This is a genomic window from Marinimicrobium locisalis (genome assembly GCF_039822625.1).
Taxonomy (GTDB): domain Bacteria; phylum Pseudomonadota; class Gammaproteobacteria; order Pseudomonadales; family Cellvibrionaceae; genus Marinimicrobium; species Marinimicrobium locisalis.
Genome location: NZ_JBDLLG010000071.1, coordinates 1 through 1351, shown reverse-complemented (window position 1 = coordinate 1351; position 1351 = coordinate 1). Strand labels below are relative to the sequence as shown.

The 1351-nt window shown below is 46.9% G+C and carries 2 protein-coding genes; both read left to right on the top strand.

Annotated features, from left to right (window positions below; all coding sequences use genetic code 11):
- Window positions 1-193: 193 nt before the first annotated feature.
- A complete protein-coding gene (locus AAE514_RS18430; protein WP_347333029.1) occupies window positions 194-658 on the top strand; it encodes a Rieske (2Fe-2S) protein in 465 nt (154 codons plus the stop codon).
- A 99-nt stretch (window positions 659-757) separates the two neighbouring features.
- The gene (locus AAE514_RS18425; RefSeq protein WP_347333028.1) at window positions 758-1291 is read left to right on the top strand and encodes a hypothetical protein; all 534 of its coding nucleotides are present in this window, start codon (window positions 758-760) and stop codon (window positions 1289-1291) included.
- Window positions 1292-1351: the final 60 nt, after the last annotated feature.

Below are 1351 nucleotides of genomic sequence, written 5' to 3'. Positions count from 1 at the left end.
GCATGAGATAATTCCTCTAGTTGTCGTGCTCGGTATAAGCACGTAGGGGAATTATCTCAGCTCTCGAATTCTAACTTTGCCGCGGAGCGGCTTCGTTCAACAAACCAAGTCAGTGGGACATATTTTTGCTTCGCTGCGCTCAAAACGCAAAAATATGCCCCTGCTTGGGGGCGTTATGCCTAAAAGGGGAGTCATGAAGGGACGAGCAATGAGGGGAGCATTCTTTGCGCTGCTTGCTGGCATTTCTATCGCACTACCTAGCAGTGCGGAGGAACAATTTGACCTAAGTAGGCTTAGCCATGGAATGATGGGTGTTGATATTCCTAGTGGACCTTATTACATAATCAGACGGTCGATTGAAGAGCAAGAAATTCTTGTTAAGAAATATGGTCAAAAAAATCTAAGGTCAGGGCACAAAGACTTCATGCTTATTAAAGCTGTAAGCCCTGATAGCGATTGCGCTCTTGCACACGTGGAGAAAGGGAATAGTGAATATGCACACCACCCAATTTATGAAATTGGTGGCTTCTTAGACTTATGCTCGTGTGCGTGGTTCGATTTGACCGGAAGACGTCAATCAGAAAGCTGTCCTGGAAGTGATTTAGAGATTGCACCACATCAATTTCTGCATGATGAAGTGGTGGTTATTGGTGAGTAAATGGCATAACAAGGCGTACCAGTTCGCCACCGCAAGCGGCGGCAGGACGCTCGCAAGCTCGCGCCTCTGTATGCGGCGTTATAAACCATCGGAGGCTTTGTGCCAGCGACAGTGATAGAGGTCGTAGATACAGCAATTAAAATTGGCCTTGGTGGAATAATCGGTTTCGTTAGCACCTATACAGTGACTAGACTGAACCACACTCACGATGCAAACAAAGAAAGGTCAAAACGTCACTTTGATGCGATTGAGCAGGTGGCTGCGCACATTGAAGAGTTTTCGCATGTGGCGCTAAAATATTGGGCGCTAGTGGTAGAGTGCGTTCGTGTTGAAAACGATGGTAAGGAGTGGCCTAAAGAACGTGCTGAACAGCTGAACATCGTAAAAGCTGAATATTTCAGTGAAGCTAAGAACGTGACCGTCGCGGAATCAAAGCTCCTTTTACTTGGGCTGAACGCAGCGTCCGAAAAGCTTGGGAATTACACGGAGTTCCTCAAAGTTCTTAGGCGCAAGTACTACGTGGGGAAACATGGGCTCACGGAGGAAGTGATGGACAATGTTCGTGAAGAGCTACTAAGCCTCCGTCAAGAGTTTTTCAATGAGCTTTCGAAGGCCTACAAGAATGGTTTATAACGAATAAGGATATGTTGCGCTTGCCGCAACCTATCTCATTGTTGAACGAGCCCGGAGGCC

Coding starts and splice junctions, on each gene's coding strand:
- AAE514_RS18430 (WP_347333029.1), top strand. CDS start 194: ATGAAGGGACGAGCAATGAGGGGAGCATTCTTTGCGCTGCTTGCTGGC.